Consider the following 19,253-nt stretch of genomic DNA (forward strand, 5'->3'; position numbering starts at 1 on the left):
CCTCTCCCCCGCCGTTGTTTTGGCTGCTGGCGAAGCTTGCGGAGCTGTGCCCGACGGAGGCCTGTCTACCCTTGGGCAAGGGTCGGGAAATTCCCGGAGGAAATCAGCGACGCAGGAGCGCCGGAGGGAATTTCACGGCACGCAGGCCCCGACGAAGGAGGGGCTAGACGGGCCGGAGCGGGCACGTACAATCCGAAGGACAGCAGCCAAAAACAAGAAAGACGCTTCTACAGCCCGAGCGCAGCGAGGACCGATTCCCGGTGCGGGCTGCCGCACCGTCAGGCTCCCACATCTGGGATGGGTTGGTCAGCTGCCGCCGGTACCAGGGCTCAGATGCCGGTAGATGGTTCCGCGGGAGACGCCGAGCGTCCCAGCGATTTCCTGGACCGTATAGATCCTTTCGTCGTACATTGACCGGGCCTGCTTGGCTTTTGTCGGGGTCATCTTGACCCCGCCTCCGCCCGTGCGACCTCTTGCCCGCGCAGCCGCCAAGCCGTCCTGGGTTCGCTCCACGATGAGGTCGTGCTCGAACTCAGCGATCGCGGCGAGAAGATGGAAGAACAGCCTGCCACCAGGTGTGGTCGTGTCGATGCCTTGGGAGATGGCCTTCAATCCAACCCCATGGTCTTGGAGCCACTCGGCAACGTCTTTGAGGTTCCTTACAGACCGGCCGAGACGGCCGAGCTTGGTCACGATGAGGGTGTCACCCGGACGGAGATACTCCAGAGCCGCATCAAGTGAAGCCCTCCTGGCCAGCACACCTGAAGCCTGGTCGATGAACATCTTCTCGCAGCCGGCGGCTACCAGCGCGTCTGTCTGGCTGTCGGGGTTTTGATCCCGTGTGGAGACCCGTGCGTATCCGACCTTGGCCACGGCGACAATGTATCGCGAACGTCCGTGGCAGAACATAGCTCCGGACACTGGCCATGGAACACAACACCCCGGACGGCGATGCGGTCCGGGGTGTTGTGTTGTGAACGGCCGTTCCCGGTACGGGTGAATTTGGTCGACTGCTACGCTTTGGATGTCCCGCCGGATTCTCTGGTTGCCCCAATTTGCCCGCGGGATACTCAAATCCTCGACAGCCCAGCCCTCCCGGGTTCTAAGCAGTCCAGGCCAGAGGACGGCGTCTTCAAGAGCTCGTCATTTCGCCCCTCTGGAGCGTGCGGCCCTTAACGCCGCGCTACCATTCGTAGTCATTGGAGTCGCTCTCGTGGTCCTTCGGAGCGATCCGGCGCATCTGCGAATCCGCAACGTTTGACTTCCACAACAAACATCGGCGGTGGTACTTCGGTTGCCGCCGCCGATGTCTTCCAGCCCTACACCACGGTGCTCTGTGCTAGCGACCAACGGGCGGGGACAGAAGTAACCGTCGACTCGGGCCACGGATAAATGACATACTCACCGCAAGCCGGTACTCGTAAAATAGGTGGCTACTCCGGGAGAGCGACGCCAAATGAAGTCGCGGCACCTGCCTGGTCATCGAAGATGACCAGGACATCCAGAACCTGCTGGTTCTGATCCTCAACTTGGCCGGATTCAACGTCCAGGCCGAGGCCGCGGGCAACGGTGGCCTCCTCGCTGCGCAGAAGCTGACCCCATCCCTGATCACCCTGGATCTGGGTTTCCCCGACCAGGACGGACACGATGTGGCCGTGCAGATCCGGAAGCTGACGCAGGCACCCCTCGTGGTGATCACCGCCTTCGCGGATTCCGATGCTGAACTTGCGAGCATGCCCTCCGGTGCCACCGCTTACCTGGCCAAACCCTTCCGAGCGGCCCGGCTTCGCGAGCTCATTGACCAGCTCTTCTCACCACAATGACGCAGCTTGGAACGAGTTGCTCTCGGGCGATCCCTGCCGTGGTGGTCGGAAAGGACAGCCACAAAAACGGCAAGACTCCTTGAGCCGGCGTGACTCACAAAAACTGACGTGCCTGGCGGCACTGTCATACCGTCGATCTGGTCGCCGGTTCAAGGTCCGTCAAAGAATGTCGAGCCAGGCGGCCATGACTTCATAGGAGCCTGATTCGACCAGTCCCATGACCGTTTTATCTGCCCACCTGGCCCGCGCCCCATTCATGAGCCATTGATCTCGGCTGAGGGGCAACTTACATCTTGGCAAACGAAACAATCCGAGCCATCGCCGGTATCGACACCCACGCCGACACACACCATGTGGCCGTCATCAACTAACATGGCAAACCCATCGCGGACAAGGAATTCCTGGCCGTGGGATCCGGATGCCGGAAGATCGTAGACTTCATCACCAGCCACGGAACGGTCACCGCTGTGGGCTTCGGGGAACAGGATCCTATGGGGCCGAGCTCGCCAGGACCTTGCGCGCGGTGAGGGTCTTTGTGTGCTGGAGGTGAACCGCGCGAACCGGGCGGCGCGCCGGCTGATGGGCAAGTCCGATCCTTTGGATGCCTATCAGGCAGCTCAATCGGTACTCGACGGCCGGGCGAAATCGGTTCCCCAAGGCCAAGGACGGTCCCGTTGAATGCCTGCGAATCCTGCGTGCGGGGCGCACTTCGGCATTGAAGGCCCGCACCGCAGCCATCAATCAGATCAAAGGGCTCCTGGTTTCGGCCCCGGACAAACTCCGAGCAAAATACCGGGGGCTCGGAACCTCAGCGCTGATCACTGCCCTGCAGCGCACCCGTCCTTCGGGGCATTTGGCTGACTCCGTGTTTGTGTGCCTGCTGACGTTGAAAGCCCTGGCCGCCCGCTGCCAGTCTCTCTCCGCAGAAATCGCCACCGCCGACGCCGAGCTCCAGGAAATCATCGACACTTACGCGCCGATGATCTGTGACTTACCGGCGTCGGCACCGAAGTTGCCAGTCAGCTGCTGGTCGGGGTCGCCCCCATACCCGCGTCCTCGGGCAAAACCACCCGCCACCGCCTCAGCAGAGGCGGCGACCGCAACGCCAACCACCCTCCATTTGGTCGTCCTGGTCCACATGGCGTCGCGCCCGCGGACCAAGGACTACGTGGCCAAACGCACCGCCGTAGGCAAGGGCAAACGGGAAATCATGCGCTGCCTCAAACGCTAAGCCGCCGCGAAATCTTCCGACAAATCACCAACCCCCAAGCGGCACCAGACACACCGACCTGCGCCACGCGCACCAAACTCAGCGTCACTATTACGACCGCTGCCCGCGAACTTGGCCTTTGGCCTTCCGTCATATCGCGACTGGAGCGCGGCATCATCTGTAGAGACGACCTCGCGTCGACCTATCGTCAATGGCTGACCGAGCAAGAAACTGAGTCAACGAAGCTTTCTCAGCAGATGGCCGGCAGCGGCTGGCATGGATAAGTGACGCGGGTGCGCCGATGGTGTGAGGAAGATGCTTTACTTCTTGCCTACTACGGGCTTTGGCTCTCGCGACGGGCCTCGAGCATCGATTCCCGGAGCCGGGAATGGGCCAGGGCCAGTCCGGCCTGCGCCGCTCCCCGGGCCACCGATAGTCCGATCACTTGGGGCACGACCCTGATCTCCGGGACGGTGGGAAGGCTTTGTGCCAGTCGGCTGCGTGCCTCGGAAAGGACTTCGTCCACGAGCGGACTCAGGCGACCCACAAAATAGACGGACTCCGGGTCCAGCGTAACGGCAACGGCACCGACTGCGGTCACGATCGCTGTCGTAAATGCTTCCATCACTTCCGCGCGGGACGCCTTTTCCTGCGGCTGTGACCAGAGCGCTTCGACGCCTTCCAGGTCCAGTCCCCGTCCTTGTGCGAATTGGAGGATGCCCGTTGTGCTCAGCAGTCCGTCGAGGGTCTCGTTGCCAACGCCGGAGAAGAGGACACCACCCAGATCACCGAAGGCAGGGCTCCGCCCTTTGGCGATCTCATGATCAGTACAACCAGCGAAGCTCAGCACCGTACTGAGCATGAACAAAGCAGCATTTCCTATGCTCGCATCATCCTTCAGGATCCCCCGTAATGATGCGTTTGCATCGCTCTCAACGGTCACGGGAGCCTTCAACCGTTCTTCAATGGCACTCTGGAGACGTGAATCCAGGAAAATCTTCCTTGATTCTGGTGTCCCGGACCGGGTCGTGCCATTCAGGACACGGCCGGGCAACGCGGCGACGATTTGGCGCAATGGCCCCTCTGCGGAATCACTGGTCTCCACAATCAAGTCCACCAGCCATTCGGCAGTGGTTCCAACATCGCCCCCCTCGAGGCTGGGGACAATTATGTGCCTGACCTCGCGACCTCTCAGGTCAGTTACGAGGACGCACGTGGTTCGCGTCCCGAAAGCGATACCGACAATGTGCCCCGCCGCGCCGGGGACATCCAGAAACGTGGAGGGCCGGCCACGGCGCACAACGGCATCGACTCCCTGCTCAACGAGGAAACCGTCAAAAAGAAGCTCTTCCACCTTCCGGGACACCGTCGCCTGACTCAAACGTGTCATTTCGATCAGCTTGGTGCGCGTCAAGGGCGCCTCTGAAAGGACCGCATCAAGGACCGAAGCCTTGGTGTAGTCACGTGCCGTGGGGATGCTGCTCATTTCACAACCTTAGTGAGAGTTCAGACCTAACCCGGGACGTGAGGAGCTGTCCAGTATTCGTTGATGGGGTTAATGGCTTTTTCGTTGCGCGTTCGTCGGCAATCGCTGGTTTCGGCCAACGGCCAGTACGCCCCGGCAGGGCAACAACCTGCCGGGGCGTACGGGTCATTTGGGGCGTCGGCGCGCCCACTGGTCCTAGCGGATGGTGGCTTCGGTGATGGCGGATTCGCCCAGGCCCCAGTACTCCAGGGATTCCTTGTATTCCGACGTTTCCAGCACGGACTGGATGGCCTTCTGCAGCGCCGGTGTCAGCGGTGATCCTTTCTTTAGGCCCATAGCGACGCTGGTGTTCGTGCGGGTATCCATCCTCGGCTGCAGGATGTTGAAGTGGCCGGGCTGCTGGTCGTTGGCCCAGGCCAGGGCGCTGGCGTCGTAGAAGACCCCGTCGATCCGCTTGGAGTCCAGTTGGGTCAGGGCCTCCTGGACGTTGGGCAGTGTGATGGCGTTGATGGCAGGCTGGCCCTTTTCCTCGCAGGTCCATTTCGACACGTTCGGCAAATGTTTGAGCTGCTGGGTGGAGCCCTTGGTCACGCCAATGTTCTTCCCGCACAGGGTTTCGTTGGTGAGTTTGAGCGGGTTGTCCTTGGCTACCGCCACGGCCGAGCCGCCCTTGAGGTAATTGATCATGTCCAGGACCTTCAGCCGGTCTTCGGTGGCGGACATGGTGGTGGCGGTGAAGTCGTACCGGCCGCCGTCGATACCGGGAATGATCGTGTCGAACGCCGTGTTCTCGAACTTCAGCTTCAGGCCCAGCTTCTTGGCCACCAGGCGGGCGAGGTCAGGGTTCACCCCGATCGGGGTGGTGTTGTCCTCCGCGAGGAACGTCATCGGCGGGGACCTCAGATCCATCGCCACCGTGATTTCGCCCTTGACCTTGTAGGACTCGGGCAGCAGCGCCACCGCGGCTGGGTCCGGCTGGATGCCTTCTGAAATGTCACGGGTGTTCTGCGTCTTCGGGATGTCCGCGTCCTGGGTGCTCGTTGCTGCCGTGCCGCCACAGGCAGTCAGGGCCAGCAGGACCGCAAGCCCTGCAGCCGCGGCCTGGATTCTGTTTCTGGTCTTCATGGTGCCACCCTTCAATGGGTTCCGCGGATGTAATCCGAAGAATGAGTGAGCTTGTTCAACAGGATTCCACCGGGCCCATTCGGGCCTAGCGCAGTGCCTTGAAGGCGCGGCCCATTGCTTCGAGCAGGCGATCAGCATCGTTGCTGGAGAAGGGCATTGGGGGGCGGAGTTTCAGGACGTTGCCCTGGGCGCCGCAGGCGGAGATGAGGATCCGGTCTTCCCGGAGGACGTTCACGATTCCGGCAGCGGCTTCCCCGTCGGGTGTGAGTGTGGATTGGTCCGTGACGAGGTCGACTCCGATAAAGAAGCCGCTGCCGCGGACTTCTGCGACCTGGTCAAGGCCCTGGCTGAGGTCTTTCAGCCCGGTGATAATTTTTTCGCCGACCTTGTGGGCGTTTTCTATGAGTGATTCCTCGCGGATCACGTCCAGGACGGCCTGAGCTGCCGCGATGGCTACTGAGTTTCCGCCGAAGGTGTTGAAGTAGCGGATGTTCTTCCCAAACTCCAACAGCAGTTCGGGCTTGAAGATTGCTGCCGCTACGGGGATGCCGTTGCCCATGGGTTTGCCTATGGTCGCGATGTCCGGGACGATTCCGTGGCGTTGGAAGCCCCACCATGCCTCGCCGGTGCGGCCGAAGCCCGGCTGGACTTCATCGGCGATGTACAGGCCGCCCACAGCATGGATTTCCTCAACGATGGGACCCAGGAAGCCTGCAGGGCCGGTGAAGACACCGTCGGAGGAGAAGATGCTGTCGGCGATGAAGGCCGCCACTCCGATGCCGTGCCGGTGTAGATCGGCAATGGCGGCACGCACCTGGTTCCGCAGGTGATCCTCCAGGGACCCTTGATCCAATGGGTATCGCAGGGAGTCCGGGGGGTCGATGACCCGCACGTTCGCGCCCAGGGGCACGCCGATGCCCAGGGACGGTGAGAAGGACGCTACTTCGGTTGTTAGTCCGTGGTACGCGCCGGAGGTGACGATGATGCCCTGGTTTCCGGTGGCGTATTTGGCGACGCGCATGGCGAGGTCGTTGGCTTCGGATCCGGTGCAGGTGAACATGACGTTGCCCAGCTCGGCTGGGAACGTGGAGAGGAGCTGCTCGGAGTATTTGAGGATGGATTCCTGGACGTAACGGGTGTTGGTGTTCAGCGTCTGCATCTGTTCGTGGACGGCGGCGATGACACGCGGGTGTGCGTGCCCGACAGAGGGGACGTTGTTGTAAACGTCGAGATAGTCATTTCCATCGCGGTCAAACAGTGTCACGCCCTTGCCGCGGACGATTTCCAGGGGGGTGTCATAGAAGAGCCGGTAACTCGGTCCCAGGCTTTGGTCCCGGCGCCGGATGTTCTTCTGCATATGTTCCGGGAGTTCATCGAGGCGGTTGGGATCAAAGCCATTGATCATGGCTCTGGATGGCTTGCGGATTTGGGAAGTGTCCATGGTTTCTCCTTGAAGGCTGTGAGTCTGGTTCAGGATGTGAAAGGAAGTCTTGGTGCAGGGGCGGCGGCCGTGGCGGCGAGCCGGTCCCAGTCAGGCTTGGAGTGGGAGATCAGATAATCGCGCCGTTGCGGCAACTGGCTTGCCCGCCATTGCGTGATCAGGGCTCGCAGGAGCAGCCGGGCCTGCGCTGAGACGATCAGGGCTTCCAGCTCGTGGTGGGGCAGCGGGCGGATGTTCCGGTAGCCCTCCATGACGTGCAGGGCCTGTTTCCAGGGGCTGGCCGGGTCTGCTCCCAGAAGGTTGGCCATGGTGACGCCGGTGTCGAAGATCACGGGTGTCCGCACGACATCGCCGAAGTCGATAATCCCTGTCACGTAGTCCGACCTGTCCGGATCTACAAGGATGTTGAAGGGACTGAAATCCCCGTGGACGACCTGAGAGGTCAGGGTGTCCAGAAGCGGAACTACAATATCGTCGAACCGGTCGAAAATTTCCTCGGCCAGGGAGCGTTTTTGCTGTGCGTCTACATGGTCAAGAAGCGGCCGCATCCGGTGAAAGTGCTTCAGGTCCCACAGGAGCAAACGGTCGGCACGCGGATGATCGAAGTCCTGTAAGGCAAGGCCCAGACGGGCAAGGCTCGAGCCCACCAATTGGAGCTGACCGGCTGACGCCTCGTGAGTGGCCAGCAAATGTCCAGGCATGAATCGCATCACCCGAAGTACCCGGTCAAAGGGCCCTTCAGGTGCCGGGATGAGGACCTGAGGATCTCCGCCGAGGCTCCTGACTAGACGCTGGACCGGAAGTTCAGGGGCAGTCCGCTCCAAATGGACCATGCATGCCGTCTGAAGCTGGACGATAGCCGGATCCTCATCCGATGGTGACACTTTCACCAGATAGGTTTCACCTCCGTTCCGGAGACGGAAAGTCTCGTCCTTTTCGGTGGGAATCCGGATCAGCTTCCCCTTCAGGCCGTAGAACTGCTCAAGGAGCACCAGAACAGTGGAGTCAGCGAGCTGGGACTGCTCTGCCAGCAGTCCACTCTCCAATGCGATTGCCTCAATAAACTCTGCGTCGCTCTTGGCGCCCGAGGCTGCCTGAGCGCGGCTGGTGACCCCTATGGTCTGTGCCGGTCCAGTTCGAAGTGCGGTGGGGTCAAAGGAGGGGCCCATCTCACCCTTTCAATGGTTGAAGGAGATACTCAGGAGGCCGGCCGTCGTAGGTTGAAGCGCTCGGGCCGGACGAAGTCCAGGCCCTCGAAGGATCGTTTGCCGAGGGCTTCGTGCGCGGCGATCTCGCCGAATCCGGTGGCGTTCTTGAAACCACCTCCGGAGAAGCCTGTGGCGCAGTAGATCCTGCTCGATTCTTTGAGCCTGCCGAGTAGGGGGTGGCCGTCCGTGGTGAAAAGTTCCGGAAAGGCGTCCGATCGGACGATGCTCGGGAACAGGCCGGGGAAGAACTCCGTGACGGTTTCGATGGTCTCGCTAGTTTCCCCCGGAGTCAGTTCCCTGGGCACGGCGTCCGGGTCCCGTATTGGTCCGCCGCGGCCGTCCAGGGTTGCCTTGACGGTGACCCCGTCCACGGCGGGCGCACCATACATCGAGCGGTCCTCGTGGATCCGGATGAAGACGGGGAACTTCTCGGGGCTGAATCCGGGCCCGTCTTTCGCGACGAACCAGGACAGGAAGACGCGCTTGGTCTGCGTTGCTGCCTTCAGGTAGTCGGGCATCAGCCGCTGGGACCAACCGCCGGAGGAGACGATGACGTTCTCGAAGGTCCAGCACCGTTCGCCGGAGGTGATGACAACGCCGTCAGCGGTTTCGGTGATGTCATCGATCGGGGTCTTGGTGTGGATTGTCGCGCCGTTTGCCTGGGCGGCCGCGACCGCCGCAGTGACGGCACGGTCGGTGCGCAGGGCACCAGCGTGCGGGTCATAGACGGCAATGTCGTCCCGGCGGAGGTTGTGCTGTGGATAGCGTTCGGCCATTTCCTCGCGGCTGAGGATTGCGTGCTCGGCCCCGTTCATGCGGGTGGTTTCCAGCAGCGCCGAGAGGTAGGAGCCGTTAGCTGCTCCGATCGAAATCCCGCCGCAGCGGGTCAGGATGTTCTGGCCGGTTTCGGCTTCGAGTTCAGCCCAGAGGCTGCGGGAGCGTTCCAGAATGGGGTAGTAGTCAGGGATTCCGCGGTAAAGCATGCGGAACAGGCGGGTGTCCCCGCCCGCGGCGCTCCGGCCGTGGGCGGGAGACGCGGCTTCGAACCCGGTGACGGAGCCGGACAGGCGCGACGCCTGCCACAATGCCATGCTCCCGATGCTGCCCAGGCCGATCACGGCGAGTTTGCCATCGGTCATCTGAATCACCTTTTCATCTTCAAAGACGCTTCGCCTCAGGAACCGGGTTTAGAGACCGAGGTGCTTGTTGATCTCGTCCAGGGACTTAACAGAGTTGTAGTCGTACCCCCCGGTAATCGGGTCATACCCACGGTCCAGCACCCAGAGGTTACGGAAGCCCATGTCGTGCATCGGATGCATGTCGTACCGCGTGTGCGAGGCGATGTGCAGGAAGTCCTCCGGCTTGGCGTTCAGGGTATCAAGCATGTACTCGAAGGCCTGGTAGCGAGGCTTGTAGGCCTGGGCCTGCTCAGCGGTCAACACGGCGTGGAAGTCAGCGCCGAGCTTGGGAATGCTGATCTCCAGGAAGCTGTCGTCGGCGTTAGACAGAGCCACCAGCTTGTAATTGTCGCCCATGAGCTTCAGCGGAGCCGGCACGTCATCGTGGGCACCAAAGCTGCGTACAGCGTCAGCGAAGTCTGCGCCCGCACCAGGGGTCGGGCCAATGCCAAAAAACTTGCATACCCGGTCAAAGGAATTCTGGAGGATCTGCTCGTAGGGCTTGTAGTCGCCACAGACCTCGTCAAACCGGTAGCCGCGGAACACCTTCTTGAACGCAGGCCACTGCTCTTCAGGCAAACGGCCCGCAAGTAGCCGGCGGGTTGTGGAATCAGTGTCCCAGTTGATCAGTGTGCCGTAGATATCAAAAGAGATGTACTTCGGCCGGAGGTTCGTGTCTGCCATGATTCGTCCGTTCATAGTGGTGTTGGGGGAGGGAGGGGGCCTCGGTCGTTTGTCAGCCATTTACATTCGTTTGGCCGAGAGGGGATATTTTGATTCCCTATGAATCTAAATCCCCAGACTGTCAATTGTCAACGATTTTCTTTGGTGATGTTTTGGTAGGCTCCACCTGTTGCACCGGAGTTACCTCATATCGATCGGGAGCAAGCAGGTTTTATGGCTCGCGATCTAGCAGTCCCGACCTACCGCAACGAAGGTTCCTGCGGCCCCGGCTGGCCCCTGTTCTCTGAACTTCCAGGGTGCAGGAAGAGAAGTAGCCTCGGTGGTGCGGATAAGGAACCTGTACCGCGCTGCCATTTTCAATTTGACGCCTATAAGAGCATCGTCGTAGACACATCAGGGCCAGGGTGTCCGAAGCTTTGCGACGGCGCGCCCTGGACCCAACTGCCGGCCATGAAGCGAAGCGGAATGGACGCCTAAAGGGGTGCGAGCCCTGCGAGCATGCTTGTTCTCTGAGTGTTGTCAGAGGGGGTTGGTACGGTGGCCAGGCCCCGCCTGGTTTCCTCAATGCCAGGCGGGACACTTGTGTCAGAGGCTAGTGGTGGGTAGTGGGGCTGAGAGACTTTCTGAGCAGGCGCCGCACGACGGCGGGCTCTTCCGACCTGGAGGCGTCGTGGGTTGAGCTGCGGGAGACCGTCGACGAGTCCAAGGTGACGAACGTTCAAAGGGTGTTATTTCGCTGGGAAGCCTAAATGCGGCGCCTGGAGTCCGGGGAAACCCTGTACAACGCCGAGAATCGCCCAGGAACTCCCGCCGGCAATCTTGGCCCGACTCACCGGCCTGAGCACCAGCAATGCCATCAAATGGGCCGAACTGGTAGCAGCAAGCAACAGCCGCTACGCAGCTTCCCTCATCTCAGAACGACGGCTGACGCCTGCCCGCTCATCCGGCCACCGCATTGCCCGGGAAACCGATCCACACTATCTTTAAGTGCATACACGTGCACATATGCACTTGGCGCGGATGAGACGGGGTTTTCGATGTTGTCAGTATTGCGGGACCGAACCTACCGGAGGCTGTTTTCCGCCCAGGTCGTGGCCTTGATCGGGACGGGCCTGTTGACGGTCGCGTTGGGGTTGTTGGCGTTTGATCTGGCCGGCAGCAATGCCGGTGCGGTGATGGGGACGGCGCTGACCATCAAGATGCTGGCCTATGTGGGATTCGCTCCCGTCATCAACGCTTTGGTGGCGCGGCTGCCGAAGAAGCCGGTGCTGATCGCTGCGGACTTGGTCAGGGCAGCCATGGCTTTGTGCTTGCCGTTCATCACGGAAGCCTGGCAGATCTACGTGGTGATCTTCCTGCTGCAGTCGGCCTCCGCGACGTTCACTCCCGCTTTTCAGTCCCTGATCCCCACGGTGCTCAAGAAGGAACGGGACTACACCCATGCCCTGTCCTTGTCCCGGCTGGCCTATGACATGGAAGCCTTGGTCAGCCCCGCAGCCGCGGCGTTGTTGCTGACACTGGTCAGTTACAACAACCTGTTCCTGGGCACCGTGTTCGGGTTCCTGTTCTCGGCCACGATGGTCGCCGCCACCACCCTGCCCAAGACCGCCGACGACATCGGGACTTCGGGATCGCTCTGGCACCGCACCACCTTGGGCGCCCGGATCTTCTGGAAGAACCGCCGCCTGCGGTCCCTGCTCGCCTTAAACCTGGTGGTCGCCGCGCCGACGGCGTTGGTGCTCGTCAACTCGGTGGTTTACGTCCGCGACGTTCTCCACCGGCCAGCGACCGATCTTGCCCTGGCTTTGGCCTGTTTCGGGGTCGGGTCCATGATCGTGGCCATCACTGCGCCGCGGGTGCTGGAACGGTTCGGGGACCGGGCCGTGATGCTCACTGGCGCGGCACTGATCCCGGTAGCCCTCGCTGGGGCAGCGGCAGTCACGTTCCTTGCGACACCGGAGTCCGGTTTGTGGTGGCTGCTGGGGCTGTGGTTCCTGCTCGGCGCCAGCAATTCCACCATCCTGACCCCGTCTTCGCGATTGTTGCGGGATGCTTCCACCGAGGCGACCAGGCCGTATGTTTTCACCGCCCAGTTCTCCCTCTCCCACGCCTGCTACATCATCGCCTACCCGCTGGCCGGGTGGCTTGGAGCAGCCGCAGGTTTGGGCTGGGCAGCGGCGGCGCTGACAATTCTTGCGATACTAGGCAGTGCAGGTGCATTCCTGTCCTGGCCCCGGCAAGACCTCACGCCGGTCGGGGAACCCGTCACGAAGGAGCCAAACGTTGAGCAGCCAACCGAGCAGCCCGTTCCCTGACGCTCCCGAGACGCCCTCGCTGTTCCACCCGGTCACCCCCGGACCGGAACTGCTGGAGAGCGCTGCCGGTACCTTGCGGATGCTGGCAGAACCAACCCGTCTGCACCTGCTCTGGCAACTCGCCCAAGGCCCGAAGTCCGTTACCGAACTCGTCAACGAAGCACTCGTTCCCCGGACGGTGGTCAGCCAGCATCTGGCCAAGCTCCGGCTCAGCGGACTGGTCAATACCCGCAAGGACGGACGGCACGTGATCTACTCCCTGCACGACGGCCACCTGCTGCGCCTGATCCAGGAGACCATCAACCACGCCGATCACCAGATCACCGGCGAACCCACCCACGACTAACCTCCACAGGGCACTCCCGCTTCAGCACACTGCGAAAGGCAGTATCATGCACCGAGGCGCGCCCCTGCGCGCCTGCCTGATCAGCGCCGCGACTCTTGGCTTGGCCGCGGCCGCGCACACCGCTGCCGGAGGGAACCTGCCCGAGATACCGGTCCTGGTCCTGCTCGCGGTCCTGGCCCTCGCACCGTCTTGATCTGCTCATAACGAGTAGGCCCAGGCAAATAGCGGTCGTTATCGTCGTGAAACGGTACCGCCACCGCCATAGAATGAACGCCATTGGCCCAGTGATCAGGCCGATGTCGGGGAGCCGAGTCTGTTTACTCATAGATTTTTGCTGCAAGAAAGCATCTGGCCGAAGAGCTCCCAAGAGGGCGCCTCGGAAGCGCAGCGAAGGCCCGATTCCTGGTGGAGCGCAGCGGAACGTGGCTTTGGGACGGGTTGTGCCCACTGGGGGCAGGTCTAGCCCTCCGCACAGCTCAAGGCTGTCCCCTATTGGCGTGCAAGCCGTCCTAGCTCGCCTCGGCGGTACTGGCGGACCTCCATGTAGCTTTCCTGCGAATAGCCTGGTCGTTCCTAATCTCACGCCGCAGGATTAGCCGGTGCTTCAGGCCACAAGCCTCAGAAATGGGCTTACCGAAAAAATATTTTTCGGTATGCCTAACTTTCAGTTATCCTCGTATCAGACCGCCCCAAAGACGAGGATCAACGATGGCCGCACCCACACTCCAAACACAACCCAGCACCGGCAAAGTCTGGTCACGGCTGTTGCTGCTCGGCCCGGCCTTCGTGGCCGCCATCGCCTATGTGGATCCCGGGAACGTGGCCGCGAACCTGACCGCGGGCGCCAACTACGGCTACCTGCTGGTGTGGGTTCTGGTCGTAGCCAATGCCATGGCGGTCCTTGTCCAGTACCAGTCAGCGAAGCTGGGCCTCGCCACCGGGTTGAGCCTTCCGGAGATTCTCGGCAAACGGCTCGGGAGGAGACGACGTCGCCTGTACTGGGCGCAGGCTGAGATCGTTGCCGGGGCAACGGACATGGCAGAGGTCATCGGCGGCGCCGTTGCCCTGAACCTGTTGTTCGGCCTTCCCCTGCTCGCCGGTGGCCTGATCATTGGAGTCGCGTCCATGGTGCTGCTCGCACTGCAAACCCACCGTGGGCAGAGATCCTTTGAGTACGCGATCCTGGTGCTACTGGGGATTATCGCTGTCGGGTTCGTGTCCGGGTTGTTCGTCAACCCGCCTGACGGCGGGGCCGCTTTGGGTGGTCTTATTCCCCGCTTTGAGGGCACAGACACGGTCCTGTTGGCAGCGAGCATGCTCGGCGCCACGGTGATGCCGCACGCGATCTACCTGCACTCGGCCCTTGCCCGGGACCGTCACGGGTTCTCCGAGGACCCGGCCGTACGGACGAGGCTGATCCGGGCGACCCGGTTCGACGTCGTCGGCGCTCTGCTGCTGGCAGGTGTCGTGAACATTTCGATGCTGCTGCTGGCCGCTTCGAGCCTCCGCGGCATCGAGGGAACAGACACGATCGCAGGCGCTCATGCTGCCGTCACTTCGGCCCTCGGTCCGGCCCTCGGCGTCATTTTCGCCATCGGGTTGCTGGCCTCGGGCCTGGCGTCGACGTCGGTGGGCTGCTATGCCGGTGCGACCATCATGGGCGGGCTGTTGAAGATCCGGATCCCGCTGCTGACCCGCCGGGTGATCACGCTGATCCCGGCCCTGATCATCCTCGGCGCCGGTCTCGAGCCGACGCTCGCGCTGGTGTTGAGCCAGGTGCTGCTCAGTTTCGGCATCCCGTTTGCCCTGATCCCGTTGATCCGGCTGACGGGCAAGCGGGAGGTCATGGGCATCCACACCGATGGCAAGGCTCTGAAGATCGCGGGATGGACGAGTGCGACGCTGATCGTGGGCCTGAACATCGTGCTGATCACCCTAACGCTCAGCGGCCAATCCTGACACCATTCAGGCAGAATCACACCCTGGACGCTGGTTTGTTTTCGACCCACAGGGCATCGGCTGCATCGTCGCCGAGAGTGAGATCTTCGGTTGCTCCGTTGACGTGGACTGTCGTTCCGGTGCTGAACGCCTTACGGTCCCGCACGGCGAGCCACGCCCCGTGATCGGCGAAGTATCGCAGCATCTCGGCGCTGCCATCGGAAACCCGGCGAACGACCATGTCCTGCCCCCTTCGGTGGCGCTGAGCCTAACGGCATCCAGGGATTCCATGCGCTGCCCGGGGGTCGGGATCGAATCGCCATGGGGATCATGCAAAGGATGGCCGAGGAGCTCATCGATCCGTGTGAAGGTACCCGATACCGCGATTCCAGGACTTCGGCTTCGTGATGGACTTCGTCCCAGCGGTAGCCAAGATGCTCCACGAGGAACGTCTCCAGCAGTCGGTGCCTGCTCCTTGCCCTGCCGCGGTAAGTTCGACACGGCCGTAGCGGGCGTGGGTCAGCAGTCCCTGCGTTGCGTATTTGCGGATTCCTTCGGAGGCCGTGGACGCAGTGACACCCAGTCGTTCAGCGATCAGGCCAACAGTGATTGGATCATCGGACCACTCCTTTGCAGACCAGATCAGCTTCACGTAGTCCTGCGCGACCGCTGTTAGGTCTGAGGCCCGCACGGCAGGGGCCTGGCTGCTCACGGTCATTCCTTATCGTTCGTTCCGGCGGGACCTCTGGGAGAAGAAGAACCCGGCGACAACGATCAGGACTACGGCCGCGACTGTGGGGCCATTGCTGTCATCCGGGCGGACCCTCTCTGCTGCGGCTAGCTGTGTGGCCGTCGTCGTTGGTGTGGCCGCTGCTGTCTGGCCCGGCTGGGCTGTTGCCGTGACCGCGGGGGTGGGGTCCTGGACGGTGAAAGAGTAGCTTCCTTCGATGGGGTGCCCGTCGGAGGACACTGCCCGCCAGAGCACTGTATAGGGGCCGTTCGCACCCTTGATGACAGTCGTGGACAGAGTCGCGCCGGACACTGTGACCTTGCCGTCGCTGATCGTTGCGCCCGTGCTGTCGCTGATCGTTGCGCCCGTGCTGTCGGTGACCTTGATAACGGACGTGGTAAGGCTCGCGGCGTCGGTGGGAGGCTCCGACAAGGTCAGGGAGACCGTGGCTGGTGCGGCGGTGACGGTGGTGTCTTTCGCCGGCGTGGTGGAGGTCAAGGAGTCGTGGGCCTGCGCGGGCGCTGCAGCAAGAGCCGGGAACGTGGCAGCTGCTACCAAGGCGAGGGCGAGGCGGACCCGGCGGGCCTTGCCGGCGGTCCTGGTGGGGTTATTCACGGTGGCTCCAGTAGCTAGTGGTGGTCTATTTTGCGGCGTCATCGAGGAGCTGGCGGAACTGCTCCTCGGTATTGAGGGCGAGCTTTTTGCCGTCAAGGAAGAACGTCGGGGTGCCTGCGACGCCAAGGGCGGTGCCATCAGAGACATCCTTGCGGATTCGTTCCTTGGTCTTTTCGTCAGCGATGTCCGCGTCGTAACGGGCCATGTCCAGACCGAGGTCCTGGGCGTAACCGCGGAACACGGCAGCCTGGGAGTCCTGCTTTTCGCCCCATTTGGCCTGGGTCTCGAACATCACGGCGACCATCTGTTCGTACTTGCCCTGCTGGGCCGCGGCTTCGACGGCCAGGGCGGAGGTGCCGGAATTGCGGTGTCCGGGCAGCGGGAAGTAGCGGTGCACGAACGTGATCCGGTCCCCGTATTCCTTCTTCAGTTGCTCCACCAGCGGGTTGGCCGCCCGGCAGGCCTCGCACTCAAAGTCGAGGAACTCCACGAGCTGGGCTTTCTCGGTGACCGGGGCCGTGATGCGGTGGCTGTCGTCACGGACCAGCTGTCCCCCGTCCGCCGGTGCGACCACCGGGGCGGGGGCTGGTTTGGGGGCCGCGAACACGGCGAACCAGATGGCCCCGGTCGCAACGACGGCAGCGATCAGGATCCATATGACGATGCGGACCTTCTTGGCGGTATCGGCGGCGGGCCGTTGGGGTTTGGGTGGTGCCTGTGTCATCAGTGGTGGATGCTTTCCTGGTCGCGGTGGGCGGCGGGTTCGATCTGGAAGGTGGAGTATTCGATGCTAACGTCGAAGTGTTCGCGAACCTTGGTCAGGTCCCGGCCCGAGGCGAGTACGAGCAGCCCGACGGCGTTGCCAGCCAGGCCGATGATGCCGAACCACAGCATCGTGGAGCCGCCGACTTCCGGGGGCTCGAAGAGCCTGCGGATGCCTTCGACGATGACGAAGCCGCCAACGCCCAGCAGGAGGGCTGCCTGCCCGGCCGCGGCGATGATCTATGCGCGTTTGTAGCCCCAGGTGCGTTTCAGCATCGCGGGTTTCAAGGCCAGGGACGCGGCAATCAGCGCGATGAGCAGCCCTGCCGAGTCGGTGAACATGTGCCCGGCATCGGCCAGCAGCGCCAAGCTGCCCGTCAGGGCCGCGCCGATGATCTCGGCAACCATCACCGTGAACGTGATCGCGAAGACAACAATGAGTTTGCCGCGCTGGCTGAGAGCGTCCGCGGCGCCGTGGGAGTGGTTGTGCCGGCTCATCGGGATTGCCTTTTAGAGCAGGCGGGAGCCTTGCGACAGGTCCGCACGGCTCAGTCTTCCCGGCGGGTCAGGGTGCGCGGGTGTGCCCTATCTGTGTCGGACTGGCATCCAGCGCAGCAGGCGTCCCCGTTTGCCTCGGTCTTGGCGGCAGGTGCGGCGAGGAGCTGAATATGGGTGGTTTTGCCTTGCTCAGCCGGTGCGCAGCAATCGTCCGTTTCCGTCCCGTGGCTTTCAGTGCCTGCTCCGGGAACGGTGCAGCACACGTCACCGCGCCAGGCGTTGATCCCCTCACGGACCGCGATCGCTGCGATAACCAGTGCGGCGCCGGCGTCAGCCCACCACCATCCCAAGGTACTGTTCAGAACTAGGCCAACCAGCAACACAGCTGACAGGTAGGTGCACAGCAGCGTCTGCTTGGAATCCGCCACGGCGGTTTTGGAGCCGAGCTCGCGTCCCGCTCGGCGCTGGGCCCAGGACAGCACCGGCATGATCGCAAGGCTCAGTGCCGCGATGATGATTCCGGGGGTGGAGTGCTGGGCTTCTCCCCCACCTGTCAAGGACCGGAGAACATCGATCGTGACGAACGCGGCCAAGGCGAAGAAGGAGATGGCGATGATCCGCAGCGTCAGGTGCTCACGGCGTTCAGGGTCCTTCGCCGAAAACTGCCAGGACAACGCAGCGGCCGAGGCCACTTCGACAACAGAGTCCAGGCCGAACCCGATCAGGGCCGAAGAGTCCGCGACGCCGCCAGCCCACAGGGCCACGACCGCTTCGATGACGTTGTAAGTGATGGTCGCGGCCGCGAACAGGCGAATGCGCCGCATCAGGACAAGCCGGCGCACCGGCGCAGGAGCCTGCAGGGTAGCACTCATACCAGGCACGTCCCGTCCGGGGCGCAGCAATTAGGGTCAACCGCCAGAACCACGCCAATCAGGTTCTTGATGGCATGGCCCAACCGCGCATCAGCGAGTTCATACCGAGTTCGTCGCCCATCCGGGACCGCAATCACAAGCCCACAACCACGCAGACAGGTCAGGTGGTTGGACATTCTCTGCCGGGACACCCCGATCGAATCCGCCAAATCGGACGGGTATGACGGTGCCTCCGTAAGAGCCAGAAGAACCTGGGCCCTGGTCGGATCCGAGACCGCATAGCCAAAACGTGCCAGCACCGGGGCGTGGGTGAGAGTTTCCATAACCAAACAGTACAGAGATCGATGTATTCACGCAATTCTGTACCAGATGCCGGCCTTCCCCCGCAAGCAACGCTGTAGTTGCTTCAGCGCTCCTCCTCGCGACTGCATGTCCAACCAGCCCCGACGTGGCTTGTTGACTCTCGACGTAATCACGGCCTCGTAAGTGGCAGGCCCGCCGAGTGTTCAGCAACGCGTGTCCAACTTCGTGCTGGTTTTCCTTGCGACGGGTCCCTGCAGCTGATCCAAGGTTTCCACCCTGCGTCGCCGAGGGTGCGGTACGCGATGTGAAGCTACGCTTCAGGTCCTGCGCCAGTGTTGATGTCGCGTTGCTCCAGAACGGTGATGAGGCTTTTCGGCTGCAGTGGTGAATCTGTCGGGTGCCGGTCGGAGGTCCTCCGGCCAGGCGCTGACAGCTATAGGTTCGGCGCACATGATGCCGCTTCCAGGGCGCGGGGGCCGGCTGGGCGGCATTAAGCGCGGTTTGCCGCTGATTCGGCCGGCCCGAGCGCTGTCGGCGATCACGACGATTTCGGCCCAGCTCGTGGACCAGGGCTACAGCCGCCAGCCGCCAGACCGAGCGCACCCACGCCGGCTTCCCATCTGCATTTACCCCGCCTCTCAAAATTTGGAAATCTAGCGACTGGACACTACTAGACGGCTATACCCCCTAGGGGTATAGTTGCCCAAATATACCAATAC

General features: G+C 62.3%; 22 protein-coding genes. 6 read left to right on the top strand and 16 right to left on the bottom strand.

Annotated elements, in window-relative coordinates:
• Window positions 1-306: 306 nt before the first annotated feature.
• Complete coding sequence (locus FQP90_RS12645) at window positions 307-873, bottom strand: recombinase family protein (RefSeq protein WP_144650918.1); 567 nt, start codon at window positions 871-873, stop codon at window positions 307-309.
• A gap of 608 nt (window positions 874-1,481) precedes the next feature.
• Between FQP90_RS12645 and FQP90_RS12650 the strand changes: the two genes are divergently transcribed.
• Both FQP90_RS12650 and FQP90_RS23440 read left to right on the top strand, forming a co-directional pair.
• Window positions 1,482-1,823 (top strand): response regulator transcription factor, encoded by a 342-nt coding sequence (locus tag FQP90_RS12650; protein WP_280115975.1) that lies wholly within the window; start codon window positions 1,482-1,484, stop codon window positions 1,821-1,823.
• 601 nt (window positions 1,824-2,424) lie between these two features.
• The gene (locus tag FQP90_RS23440) at window positions 2,425-3,054 is read left to right on the top strand and encodes a hypothetical protein (protein WP_208760001.1); all 630 of its coding nucleotides are present in this window, start codon (window positions 2,425-2,427) and stop codon (window positions 3,052-3,054) included.
• A 313-nt stretch (window positions 3,055-3,367) separates the two neighbouring features.
• Here FQP90_RS23440 and FQP90_RS12660 read toward each other — a convergent pair whose 3' ends face one another.
• The 6 genes from FQP90_RS12660 to FQP90_RS12685 form a co-directional block, all read right to left on the bottom strand.
• A complete protein-coding gene (locus tag FQP90_RS12660) occupies window positions 3,368-4,519 on the bottom strand; it encodes an ROK family protein (RefSeq protein ID WP_144650924.1) in 1,152 nt (383 codons plus the stop codon).
• Window positions 4,520-4,714: 195 nt separating this feature from the next.
• Window positions 4,715-5,644, bottom strand: coding sequence for an ABC transporter substrate-binding protein (locus FQP90_RS12665; protein ID WP_144650927.1), 930 nt, complete (start codon window positions 5,642-5,644; stop codon window positions 4,715-4,717).
• A gap of 85 nt (window positions 5,645-5,729) precedes the next feature.
• On the bottom strand, window positions 5,730-7,085 hold the full coding sequence (locus tag FQP90_RS12670; protein ID WP_144650930.1) for an aspartate aminotransferase family protein: 1,356 nt from the start codon (window positions 7,083-7,085) through the stop codon (window positions 5,730-5,732).
• 29 nt (window positions 7,086-7,114) lie between these two features.
• Window positions 7,115-8,254, bottom strand: coding sequence for a phosphotransferase (locus tag FQP90_RS12675; protein WP_144650933.1), 1,140 nt, complete (start codon window positions 8,252-8,254; stop codon window positions 7,115-7,117).
• Between the two features lie 29 nt (window positions 8,255-8,283).
• Window positions 8,284-9,432 (bottom strand): N-methyl-L-tryptophan oxidase, encoded by a 1,149-nt coding sequence (gene solA, locus FQP90_RS12680; RefSeq protein ID WP_144650936.1) that lies wholly within the window; start codon window positions 9,430-9,432, stop codon window positions 8,284-8,286.
• Between the two features lie 48 nt (window positions 9,433-9,480).
• Window positions 9,481-10,155 (bottom strand): haloacid dehalogenase type II, encoded by a 675-nt coding sequence (locus FQP90_RS12685; protein WP_144650939.1) that lies wholly within the window; start codon window positions 10,153-10,155, stop codon window positions 9,481-9,483.
• Window positions 10,156-11,192: 1,037 nt separating this feature from the next.
• On the opposite strand from FQP90_RS12685, the gene FQP90_RS12690 reads away from it, so the two are divergent.
• The 4 genes from FQP90_RS12690 (at window position 11,193) to FQP90_RS12700 (ending at window position 14,775) form a co-directional block, all read left to right on the top strand.
• Window positions 11,193-12,470, top strand: coding sequence for an MFS transporter (locus tag FQP90_RS12690; RefSeq protein ID WP_144650942.1), 1,278 nt, complete (start codon window positions 11,193-11,195; stop codon window positions 12,468-12,470).
• Window positions 12,439-12,816 (top strand): ArsR/SmtB family transcription factor, encoded by a 378-nt coding sequence (locus tag FQP90_RS12695; protein ID WP_144650945.1) that lies wholly within the window; start codon window positions 12,439-12,441, stop codon window positions 12,814-12,816. The genes FQP90_RS12690 and FQP90_RS12695 overlap by 32 nt, the downstream gene beginning before the upstream one ends.
• A gap of 46 nt (window positions 12,817-12,862) precedes the next feature.
• Entirely contained in the window at window positions 12,863-13,009 is a 147-nt protein-coding gene (locus tag FQP90_RS23310; RefSeq protein WP_167510478.1) for a hypothetical protein, read from the top strand.
• A 515-nt stretch (window positions 13,010-13,524) separates the two neighbouring features.
• The gene (locus tag FQP90_RS12700; protein WP_144650948.1) at window positions 13,525-14,775 is read left to right on the top strand and encodes an Nramp family divalent metal transporter; all 1,251 of its coding nucleotides are present in this window, start codon (window positions 13,525-13,527) and stop codon (window positions 14,773-14,775) included.
• Between the two features lie 16 nt (window positions 14,776-14,791).
• Here FQP90_RS12700 and FQP90_RS23835 read toward each other — a convergent pair whose 3' ends face one another.
• From FQP90_RS23835 to FQP90_RS12730, 9 genes are all read right to left on the bottom strand, one after another.
• Window positions 14,792-14,995, bottom strand: coding sequence for a FeoA family protein (locus tag FQP90_RS23835; protein WP_306439410.1), 204 nt, complete (start codon window positions 14,993-14,995; stop codon window positions 14,792-14,794).
• Window positions 14,907-15,197 carry a hypothetical protein gene (locus tag FQP90_RS23870; RefSeq protein WP_368666120.1) on the bottom strand — a complete coding sequence of 97 codons (291 nt, stop codon included), beginning with the start codon at window positions 15,195-15,197 and terminating at the stop codon, window positions 14,907-14,909. Before FQP90_RS23870 ends, FQP90_RS23835 begins: the two co-directional genes overlap by 89 nt.
• Entirely contained in the window at window positions 15,107-15,466 is a 360-nt protein-coding gene (locus FQP90_RS23840) for a metal-dependent transcriptional regulator (RefSeq protein ID WP_306439411.1), read from the bottom strand. The genes FQP90_RS23870 and FQP90_RS23840 overlap by 91 nt, the downstream gene beginning before the upstream one ends.
• Window positions 15,467-15,475: 9 nt before the next feature.
• On the bottom strand, window positions 15,476-16,099 hold the full coding sequence (locus FQP90_RS12710; RefSeq protein WP_244296754.1) for a copper resistance CopC family protein: 624 nt from the start codon (window positions 16,097-16,099) through the stop codon (window positions 15,476-15,478).
• A gap of 25 nt (window positions 16,100-16,124) precedes the next feature.
• The gene (locus FQP90_RS12715) at window positions 16,125-16,823 is read right to left on the bottom strand and encodes a DsbA family protein (RefSeq protein WP_144650954.1); all 699 of its coding nucleotides are present in this window, start codon (window positions 16,821-16,823) and stop codon (window positions 16,125-16,127) included.
• The gene (locus FQP90_RS24000) at window positions 16,823-16,993 is read right to left on the bottom strand and encodes a hypothetical protein (RefSeq protein WP_439898653.1); all 171 of its coding nucleotides are present in this window, start codon (window positions 16,991-16,993) and stop codon (window positions 16,823-16,825) included. Before FQP90_RS24000 ends, FQP90_RS12715 begins: the two co-directional genes overlap by 1 nt.
• Before the next feature lie 108 nt (window positions 16,994-17,101).
• Complete coding sequence (locus FQP90_RS24005) at window positions 17,102-17,359, bottom strand: cation transporter (protein ID WP_439898654.1); 258 nt, start codon at window positions 17,357-17,359, stop codon at window positions 17,102-17,104.
• A gap of 50 nt (window positions 17,360-17,409) precedes the next feature.
• The gene (locus FQP90_RS12725) at window positions 17,410-18,231 is read right to left on the bottom strand and encodes a cation diffusion facilitator family transporter (RefSeq protein ID WP_144650956.1); all 822 of its coding nucleotides are present in this window, start codon (window positions 18,229-18,231) and stop codon (window positions 17,410-17,412) included.
• Window positions 18,228-18,554, bottom strand: a complete 327-nt coding sequence (locus tag FQP90_RS12730; protein WP_144650959.1) for an ArsR/SmtB family transcription factor — start codon at window positions 18,552-18,554, stop codon at window positions 18,228-18,230. Before FQP90_RS12730 ends, FQP90_RS12725 begins: the two co-directional genes overlap by 4 nt.
• Between the last annotated feature and the right edge of the window lie 699 nt (window positions 18,555-19,253).

It is taken from the genome of Paenarthrobacter nitroguajacolicus, assembly GCF_007786235.1.
Classification (GTDB): domain Bacteria; phylum Actinomycetota; class Actinomycetes; order Actinomycetales; family Micrococcaceae; genus Arthrobacter; species Arthrobacter nitroguajacolicus_A.

Bases quoted from the DNA above. Each gene is read 5' to 3' on its own strand.
- FQP90_RS23835 (WP_306439410.1), bottom strand. From the start codon at position 14,995: ATGGTCGTTCGCCGGGTTTCCGATGGCAGCGCCGAGATGCTGCGATAC.
- solA (WP_144650936.1), bottom strand. From the start codon at position 9,432: ATGACCGATGGCAAACTCGCCGTGATCGGCCTGGGCAGCATCGGGAGC.
- FQP90_RS12670 (WP_144650930.1), bottom strand. From the start codon at position 7,085: ATGGACACTTCCCAAATCCGCAAGCCATCCAGAGCCATGATCAATGGC.
- FQP90_RS12715 (WP_144650954.1), bottom strand. From the start codon at position 16,823: ATGACACAGGCACCACCCAAACCCCAACGGCCCGCCGCCGATACCGCC.
- FQP90_RS24000 (WP_439898653.1), bottom strand. From the start codon at position 16,993: ATGCTGTGGTTCGGCATCATCGGCCTGGCTGGCAACGCCGTCGGGCTG.
- FQP90_RS12690 (WP_144650942.1), top strand. From the start codon at position 11,193: ATGTTGTCAGTATTGCGGGACCGAACCTACCGGAGGCTGTTTTCCGCC.
- FQP90_RS23440 (WP_208760001.1), top strand. From the start codon at position 2,425: ATGCCTATCAGGCAGCTCAATCGGTACTCGACGGCCGGGCGAAATCGG.
- FQP90_RS12700 (WP_144650948.1), top strand. From the start codon at position 13,525: ATGGCCGCACCCACACTCCAAACACAACCCAGCACCGGCAAAGTCTGG.
- FQP90_RS23310 (WP_167510478.1), top strand. From the start codon at position 12,863: ATGCACCGAGGCGCGCCCCTGCGCGCCTGCCTGATCAGCGCCGCGACT.
- FQP90_RS12730 (WP_144650959.1), bottom strand. From the start codon at position 18,554: ATGGAAACTCTCACCCACGCCCCGGTGCTGGCACGTTTTGGCTATGCG.
- FQP90_RS12675 (WP_144650933.1), bottom strand. From the start codon at position 8,254: ATGGGCCCCTCCTTTGACCCCACCGCACTTCGAACTGGACCGGCACAG.
- FQP90_RS12660 (WP_144650924.1), bottom strand. From the start codon at position 4,519: ATGAGCAGCATCCCCACGGCACGTGACTACACCAAGGCTTCGGTCCTT.
- FQP90_RS12685 (WP_144650939.1), bottom strand. From the start codon at position 10,155: ATGGCAGACACGAACCTCCGGCCGAAGTACATCTCTTTTGATATCTAC.
- FQP90_RS12725 (WP_144650956.1), bottom strand. From the start codon at position 18,231: ATGAGTGCTACCCTGCAGGCTCCTGCGCCGGTGCGCCGGCTTGTCCTG.
- FQP90_RS24005 (WP_439898654.1), bottom strand. From the start codon at position 17,359: ATGAGCCGGCACAACCACTCCCACGGCGCCGCGGACGCTCTCAGCCAG.
- FQP90_RS12665 (WP_144650927.1), bottom strand. From the start codon at position 5,644: ATGAAGACCAGAAACAGAATCCAGGCCGCGGCTGCAGGGCTTGCGGTC.